The organism is Roseobacter sp. TSBP12, assembly GCF_009129705.1.
GTDB lineage: Bacteria > Pseudomonadota > Alphaproteobacteria > Rhodobacterales > Rhodobacteraceae > Celeribacter > Celeribacter baekdonensis_A.
The window spans coordinates 1-7,485 of record NZ_PYIB01000064.1; the positions used below are offsets into that span (position 1 = coordinate 1).

The 7,485-nt window shown below is 50.4% G+C and carries 8 protein-coding genes; 1 reads left to right on the top strand and 7 read right to left on the bottom strand.

The features are described from left to right. Positions 1 to 345: 345 nt before the first annotated feature. From C8029_RS19605 to C8029_RS19630, 6 genes are all read right to left on the bottom strand, one after another. Complete coding sequence (locus C8029_RS19605) at positions 346 to 1,290, bottom strand: retron St85 family RNA-directed DNA polymerase (RefSeq protein ID WP_009570801.1); 945 nt, start codon at positions 1,288 to 1,290, stop codon at positions 346 to 348. Beyond that, positions 1,287 to 2,237, bottom strand: a complete 951-nt coding sequence (locus tag C8029_RS19610; protein WP_152003553.1) for a retron St85 family effector protein — start codon at positions 2,235 to 2,237, stop codon at positions 1,287 to 1,289. Before C8029_RS19610 ends, C8029_RS19605 begins: the two co-directional genes overlap by 4 nt. Positions 2,238 to 2,634: 397 nt before the next feature. Continuing rightward, the gene (locus tag C8029_RS19615; RefSeq protein ID WP_009570799.1) at positions 2,635 to 3,786 is read right to left on the bottom strand and encodes a hypothetical protein; all 1,152 of its coding nucleotides are present in this window, start codon (positions 3,784 to 3,786) and stop codon (positions 2,635 to 2,637) included. Positions 3,787 to 3,973: 187 nt separating this feature from the next. Beyond that, a complete protein-coding gene (locus C8029_RS19620; RefSeq protein ID WP_009570798.1) occupies positions 3,974 to 4,195 on the bottom strand; it encodes a hypothetical protein in 222 nt (73 codons plus the stop codon). Positions 4,196 to 4,345: 150 nt separating this feature from the next. Next, the gene (locus C8029_RS19625; protein WP_009570797.1) at positions 4,346 to 4,570 is read right to left on the bottom strand and encodes a helix-turn-helix transcriptional regulator; all 225 of its coding nucleotides are present in this window, start codon (positions 4,568 to 4,570) and stop codon (positions 4,346 to 4,348) included. Positions 4,571 to 4,675: 105 nt separating this feature from the next. Beyond that, complete coding sequence (locus C8029_RS19630) at positions 4,676 to 5,377, bottom strand: hypothetical protein (protein WP_152003554.1); 702 nt, start codon at positions 5,375 to 5,377, stop codon at positions 4,676 to 4,678. 291 nt (positions 5,378 to 5,668) lie between these two features. On the opposite strand from C8029_RS19630, the gene C8029_RS19635 reads away from it, so the two are divergent. After that, entirely contained in the window at positions 5,669 to 6,055 is a 387-nt protein-coding gene (locus C8029_RS19635) for a hypothetical protein (RefSeq protein ID WP_157789785.1), read from the top strand. Between the two features lie 19 nt (positions 6,056 to 6,074). Here C8029_RS19635 and C8029_RS19640 read toward each other — a convergent pair whose 3' ends face one another. Beyond that, the gene (locus C8029_RS19640) at positions 6,075 to 7,259 is read right to left on the bottom strand and encodes a site-specific integrase (RefSeq protein ID WP_040401872.1); all 1,185 of its coding nucleotides are present in this window, start codon (positions 7,257 to 7,259) and stop codon (positions 6,075 to 6,077) included. Between the last annotated feature and the right edge of the window lie 226 nt (positions 7,260 to 7,485).

The following is a 7,485-nucleotide window of genomic DNA, read 5'->3' on the forward strand; positions in this document are numbered from 1 at the left end:
ACTGATTTGTAATCAGTAGGTCCGCGGTTCGAGTCCGTGTGGGGGCACCATTTTTCACAATTAATTCAATACGTTGCGCATAATTTCCTCGTTCGCATTTGTTCTATTTTGAAATGCGGAAGCAATGCGGAAGCACGCGGTGAGAGAATCTGTGTGTGGTTTCTGCGCAACGTAGATTTGTGGGCCTTTTGCTGCCAGCATCCGAAAGCGCCTAAATAGTCGCTATCGGCCCAGAGCGGACCTTCGTCACTTCACTATCCGCTGCGATGCAGTTTCCCCTAAGCTGACATTTAATGGGTACGTGACATCATAAACTTGGCTGGCGTAAGGCGGTGAACGCTGTAACTACTGCGGATCGCCATTTCGTTTTGTGAAAGCAGAATTTTTGATCAGGGCCATCTGCGCTGGGTATTTCTCCCAAAGCTTGATAACGAAACTTGGTTCAAACTGTTTAGCGTAAGACAGATATCCTCTAAGCCTTTGCCGCTCTTTGGGTTGCATGCTGGGCGCGTTGTACACTTCGGAACGGACCCTCCTTTTTGTCTGCCGTCCCAGAGACATCAAACCATCGTTTGTGATGGTAATTCCAGTAACGTGTCGATTAAACTTCTTTGATGAGAACTTCGTCTTTTCTGCATTGATCATCAGCTTTGGTCTTTGAATAACTTCAAGCACCTCTTGAACCTGATTTGGAATGCCAAATAGGATGCCCTTGCTGTTGCTAGAAAAGGTGAGGTCATCTGAGTACCTGGTGAAGGCAATGCCAGAATCTCGGCACATAGACGAAATCTGTTTATCGAAGTTGATCATAACAGCGTTTGATATTGGCGGTGACCCCGGCGACCCAATGCTTAATCTCAGGCCGTTGTTCGTGCTCTTAAAAAATATCTTTCCGAGCATGGTAGCTTCTTCTTCAGACTCAACTATAGAGCGTCTCAGGGCATATTGTGAAAAGTCTATCGCCCTTATCGAAGGAAAAAAATCTTTGAAATCCATTTTGAGGAGAAACTGGTTCTGTAAATGAGGGCGAGCGTTGTCTGCTATATTACGTTCTTCGCGATACGCTGTCGCACACTCATGAATTTCAAGCTTCGGGAGGAGAAACTCGGACAGGATAAAGCGTTGAATAGATTTAAGGTCTTTAGAGGGTTGGGAAATTAATCTGACCCCGCCAGACCGTTTGGGAATTGTGTAATTTTTGTATCTAAATGGCGCCGTGTTTAAGTACGTATTAAACTCGCTATCTGAGAATGCAAAGCGGCGCTTTATGCGTTGAATGATATCGCTCATGGGGACACCTCTACATGCCGACCCCATAGGTTCATCCGGTTCTTGAAGCTACGGTTTGAGGTTCCTTCGGCTCGATAATACTCCAAAACCTCAAGTTTTATGGCACGTGAATCGTATCGTCTATTCCCATCCTTTCGGAATGCTAAGTCCACGCGATCAGAGATTTCTGGAGGCACAAAATAGAATGTTTGGGATGATCTTTTTTCCTGTTTGAGCAATTTGAACTTCGTGAGTATATACAGCGCGGATTGAAGTTGCCTTTTAGTAAAGTGTACTCCTAAGCTCGAAAGATAATTCTCAATTTCTGATTTTGTGAGGATCGTGAATAGATCAATGATCTGAAAGGTGAGAAAAATACTGTGGCCGTGGTTAGATGTGTCAAATAAGGATGTTTTATCGATTTTTTCGGATATTCCCCAAACCTCTTCCAGTATGTCTTCAACCTCACTTTCCTCCACATCATCAATGTTGTCGCTGTCAATCTCATAAACGAGAACAGATTCTTCTTTGTCAGCTTCCAGTGGCTTCAATATACCAAATTTGATGAAGGACTCGTTCAAGTGGTGTTGACTATGCACAACTACGATCATCTTTTGGCGTAGCGCGTCGTTGGCGAAGAACAGACCTAACTCAGCAAGCGAACCAGCGCTTTCCAAGATTACGACGATTACTGACGAGATCGCCGCTATGTCTTTCTCAAAGTCAGCGAGGTTGTTATACCCGTTTTGCCAGTCTTTGAAATTTTCTGCCAACGTGAAGCCTTCGGATTTTGCAGGCATCTTAGCAGACAGGTTCATAAACATATTTCGTATAGAATGATTGGTCATGACTCGTATATCGACAGGACCACCACAAATAAATGTAATATGGGGCGCTAGAAGTACCCTAGATTCTGTCAAATCAATCAGCTTTGAGAACTTGTCGCGGGGGTCAAGTTGTACAGACATCAAGCCCCCCGCATTGAGTATGCTCAGTACCTTTGAAGAAGCGATAAGAACATAAAGTCCTTATTGTTCTGAATACTTGCAAGAGCGATAAGGACTTTATGTTCTTATCGCGCCAAGATGCGATCAATAAATTAGGGTCCGGCTGTGCACCAGACCGTGCGTTGCCGCACATCCGCGTAAAGAGCAAAATCATTATATTCCCAATATCTTTTTCTTGCAATGATATATCCAATTAGTTGCGCATGCTACCAAATGATTTCTGTCGGCCTTTTAAGGGCTTTTAGCCCATCAGTCCTAGGATTAAGGCGACTCAATCATCAACTACTTGAATGTCCAAACCAAACGAGAACAACTGATGGGTTTTCTCCTGCAGCGAATGTCGGCTTTCCGCCCTTCTTCACCCCACAAACCGATACCGATCCTTCGCCTTGCTGAGCTTATTCGCGGCGCGCTCAGGGTCGGCTTGTATCTCCATGCGCAACCTTTGCCCCATGCGTTCCATGTAGTCTTGTAGATCGTCGCTCTCGACGCCCTCAAGGGCTGCTAGGGTGGTGCAGTTGCCGACAGCGAGGGTCATCATCAGTTTGATGTGGTCGGCCTTGTGGACTGCTTTGACCTTGTCCACTTCCAAGTGGCTGCGCATTTCGCTTAGATCGGTGTCCGCGTCTACCTTTGCCAAGTCCCAAAGGGGATGGTTAGGCCAACGGGCGCGGTTGGTGTCGGTGGGGGCGGGATCGCAATAGCGGATTTTCTCGAAGCCCTCGGCAATCACATCACCAAATTTGATGTCAAAATGATCCCATTGGCTGATGCCCCAACGGTCTTTCATAACCTGCTTGCCCGCACGAACCTCTACGCGCCAGATTTGGCTCTCTGAGCGCTCTTGCGGGTCCAGAGGGGGCAAACCCTCCGCCTCAAGATTGGCGTTCCACACGTCCCACCAGATCGGCTTGCGCTTGTCGATCACTTCACGGCGCTTGTCGTAGATAATTACTTGTCGCCCCGGCGTTTTGCCAACGGTCACGGAGGTGAAGCGACCGGACTTGCCGTTGCTGCGCGTATGCTCTTCGGGCGTGAGATGGTCGGCGCGGTTGGCATGGCTATGCATGACAAAATTCTCAGGGTTTAGCTCGAATGATGGGGCCAGAATGTCGATGCAAAAATCGGTGCGCCCGATGCTGACTTGATGCGGGCCGTAGCGAACGCCAAGCCGCTCCAACGTCTTGGCGATATAGGCGCGGACCATTCCAAGCCCTTGGGTGGCGAGAAACAGCGACCCGACCACAATGCGGATGCCCCACGGGTCGCGGGCGTTGGGCTTCTTGAAAAACCAAGTCACCTCCATCGGCCCACCTTGCAACACAAAGCGGTAGCCCTGCACGCCGTTGGGAAAGAGGTCAAAATCTGCGCCGCCATAACTCACGGGCAGTTTTTGGCGGGCCTCTTCGGCCTCCTCGCGCAAGGGGTTTAGAAATTCAAAGAGTTCGGGTGGGATATTGACGCCTATGGCCAATTCCAGACGGTCAAATCCACGGTGTACGATGTGCATAGCTTTCTTGTCCTGTGTGATGATCTGTATTTCTAGAGGGGGGTGCTACAATCACCCCCCTTTGTCGGCGATTGCCGCGCTATTTTGGATCGGTTGTTATGAAAGAGACGGGCGCAAGCGCCCTGCAAAGGTGCCTCCGGCGGGGCAGCTATTGTTTTGGGGCCGGACACGAGGTCCGGCGCTCCAATTAGGTATTGGCCGCAAGTTGCTTTGCGATCCAAGTCTCGGACCGTTCCGCGCATTTGGAGAGGTTCAGCAGGTCATTGTGGCCAAAGCTGCTGGTATTGCGCCAATCGCCGTCCTGCGTCTTGTAAGAGCGTGTCAGGTCGACGGAGAAAAAGCCGTCGTTGTTCCAAATGGTGGCCGTAATCAGGCCGATTTTGAATTTGTGTGCTGGTGTTGATGACATTGGGTTTCCTTTTCGAATGCCTGTTAGGTTTGAGTGTTCAGCAGACATAGGAAGGGCGCGAGATCGCGAGACCTCGCGCCCTATTGGAAGCCATCCGGCCCCAAAATCCCGCTCAGCGCTGCCAACTCTGAACGGGCAAAACTGAATATGTTAGGAGGGTGGGCAGGTGGTGTTCGCCACGCGCTTGGCATTGATCCACTCTTGCAGATCGCCGCGCGTGTACCGCACCGAGCGGCCCGATACTTTGATGAACATCGGCCCGCCGCCACGCACACGCCAATTCTGCAAAGCGCGCACGGAATAGCAAAGGTAGCTAGCCGCTTCTTTTTCGCCAATCAGGCGGTCGTAGTAGTCTGGATCACGTTGTGTCTGCATGTTGTCCTCAATGGCTTGCGTTTCATTGGGACCAGTATGAGGAGGGCAACAGAGCAAAGATAATGACAGAAAGGGGTCAAAGTGGACCCCAATTTGTCACCTCATTCAAAGAGTGCTGAGGACGCGCCTAATGCGCTGTCCCAAACCATCTGCACAACTTGCGTAATTGGTTGGCGCATACTCTTGGAGAAGAACTTTTGTCAGCAGGTACAGGCCACCTTCATATCCGTCTTCTGACGTTTCGCTGGGATAGATAGGAGATTTCCCTAATTGAGACTCGGTAGCGTAAATGTCTGCCAAGTCTGATATGAGCTGATCAACTTCGGGATTTGAACTTTTTCGCCCTTCGCCTTTTGTCTCGTCAAGTTGGCGCAGCTCGTCGTCACATGCTGCGATGACTTCGGAAACTGCATTGGTGCAATCTGACATGCCATCACTCTCTGAGACGTCAGGCGCATCTAAATTGAGGATGCCGAACTTGTGCCAGTGAGCTCTCAGCTTTTCGCTACCAATTGAATGGTCGATGGATTGTTCAGTCTGTGGATGAAGTGCGCTTGCGGCAGCGAGAAACTTTTCGGCTTTGTCTTTGAGGTTTTCGATTTGGCTCTTCCGCGCTTTGCGGGTCACTTTCGGTTTGCGTATCTCGTACGTTTCATAGCGCGTTAGTATATGGATTAAGCGCTCACGAAAAAGCCCCAAGTCCGTTCGCGCGTCTATTAACTTATGTAGGCGCTGAGATAAGTCTTCAGTCAGGTCGGCTTCGACCTCTTGGCGCAAAGTCATGCCGTCTTGGGAATCGTCTGACATGTAACTCCTCGCTTCATTCGATACGTAACATATCCATATGTAATGGGTGCGATGAGAGCTAGCGGCCCGTATCATACCTATACGCTACGTAGGGAAACGGCACATATCTACCTAGGTAAATAGGCCCGCAACGTTCCTAGGTAATTACCTACCTATCTAACGATGCGCAATGTTTGCTCACCAATCTCAAAACATAGCGATTGGCATTCATTGGGTTGTCATGGCGATGCATATCCTCAATGCTAATAGCTAGGGCAACTCAGGGACAAAATGATGATACGAACTTTCGGGATGGCAGCGATGATTTCGCTTTCGGCTATACCGCTTCTAGCGGAAGACGTTTCATTTCTATTTTGCGAATATGAAAGTCTTGGGAATAATCCGAAAAAGAAAAGCCAATCTATCCCATTGTATTACGAAGACGGAGAATTGGTAGCGGTTGGCAAGCGGTCGCATTGTGTTGATGAGCCTCAATTCGTAATCACTGAAACACATGCTACGTGGCATTGCTCAACCGCACTAAATCCCGACCAGACAACAGCTCGATCAGTCTATGTAGAGATACACCGCTACACAGGCCGCTATCACCGCAATGATTTTGACGGTGTGCCTAGCTTCGAGAGTAATACCGAAATTTGGCACGGAGCCTGTACGGCCTATAGCGAACCTCAATTTTGATTTTCTTGCGATACGAAACCTAACGTACCACTCGTAACGTAGGTTCCGCTCTCCTATCCTTACGTATCGCCCCCGCGAGACGCGCCGCGACCGATCCGGCTGCGCGTTGCACGGCGTCGTCTGCCAAATGCGCGTAGCGTAACGTGGTCGTTAGATTTTTGTGGCCCATGATTTCTTTGAGCATGAACGGATCAATGCCGTTGGTCACGGCAACGGAAGCGTAGGTATGCCGCAGGTCGTGAATGCGCACATCGTCTAGGCCCGCGCGCGCACGAATTTTGCGCCACGGTTTTTGCAGGTCGTTGTAATGGCCGTCGGCTTTGTCGCCTAAGATCACGTAGGGGTTTCCATCGCGTCGGGGCAGGGCGTCGAGAACGTCCCAAGCCTCACGGGGCAGGGGGATGCGACGCCGCCCCGTTTTGCTGTCCGGCAACTCCAAATGGGTGCGCGTGATGTAATCCCATTTCAATGTCTGAATTTCGCGTAAGCGACAACCCGTCAACAGCAAGAGCATAAAAGCCGCGACGACATATTCGGAATAATCGCCGCGTTCCAAACCCGCGAAAAGCACCTCGCCCAATCGCGATTGTTCGTCATCGCTGAGATAGCGCTTTTTCTCGACTTCCTTATACTTCTTGATCCGGCGCGTCGGGTTGGTCCCTTCGGCGCGCAAGCCCCAATCTTCGGCCACGTTGAACATCTTTGACATGACCATGACCACGCGGTTTGCATGGTAAGGCGTGGCCTTCATGTTGTGATGAAGCTCGGCCACGTCCGCGCGTGTCACATCTGCGATCTGCAACATGCCAAGTTTGGGCTTCACGTGTGTTGTGATAGCGGTCTTATAGTTCGCGAATGTCGTGGGCTTGCAATGCTCCGCGACATACTCCGCCATGAAGCGATCACAGAGCGCCGCCACGGTCGGGGCCATGCGCTTTTGTTTGCGGGTCTCAGAGGGATCATCTCCGCGCGCGACATCGCCAAGACGTTGCTTGGCTAAAGAGCGGGCTTCATCGGTCGTAAGAGGGCCGTGCTGGCCAAGCGTGAGACGACGTGTGCGCCTGCCAGCTCGGTATTGCACCAGATAGGAACGCTTGCCTGTTGGAAAGACGCGAACGCCAAAACCGCGCACATCGCCATCCCAAATCAAGTAGTCTTTTTCTCTCGTCTCAAGCCCTTCAACGGACCGCTTTGTAAGTCTCATTTTGCCCTCCTAAAAATCGGCCCGCAAAAAAACGGAAGCAATACGGAAGCACGCGGAGCCGAAACTTAGCGTGAATTGTGAGGGGTGAGAGTAGGGGCGGTCAATGCAAGTAATTGTTTTTAAGTCATTTTTGTCAGTGTGGCGAAGTCTGGCGTAATGCGGAGAAACCCCCTGAACTTTTTTTGTAATCAGTAGGTCCGCGGTTCGAGTCCGTGTGGGGGCACCA

Coding starts and splice junctions, on each gene's coding strand:
- C8029_RS19605 (WP_009570801.1), bottom strand. CDS start 1,290: ATGAGCGATATCATTCAACGCATAAAGCGCCGCTTTGCATTCTCAGAT.
- C8029_RS19610 (WP_152003553.1), bottom strand. CDS start 2,237: ATGTCTGTACAACTTGACCCCCGCGACAAGTTCTCAAAGCTGATTGAT.
- C8029_RS19615 (WP_009570799.1), bottom strand. CDS start 3,786: ATGCACATCGTACACCGTGGATTTGACCGTCTGGAATTGGCCATAGGC.
- C8029_RS19620 (WP_009570798.1), bottom strand. CDS start 4,195: ATGTCATCAACACCAGCACACAAATTCAAAATCGGCCTGATTACGGCC.
- C8029_RS19625 (WP_009570797.1), bottom strand. CDS start 4,570: ATGCAGACACAACGTGATCCAGACTACTACGACCGCCTGATTGGCGAA.
- C8029_RS19630 (WP_152003554.1), bottom strand. CDS start 5,377: ATGTCAGACGATTCCCAAGACGGCATGACTTTGCGCCAAGAGGTCGAA.
- C8029_RS19635 (WP_157789785.1), top strand. CDS start 5,669: ATGGCAGCGATGATTTCGCTTTCGGCTATACCGCTTCTAGCGGAAGAC.
- C8029_RS19640 (WP_040401872.1), bottom strand. CDS start 7,259: ATGAGACTTACAAAGCGGTCCGTTGAAGGGCTTGAGACGAGAGAAAAA.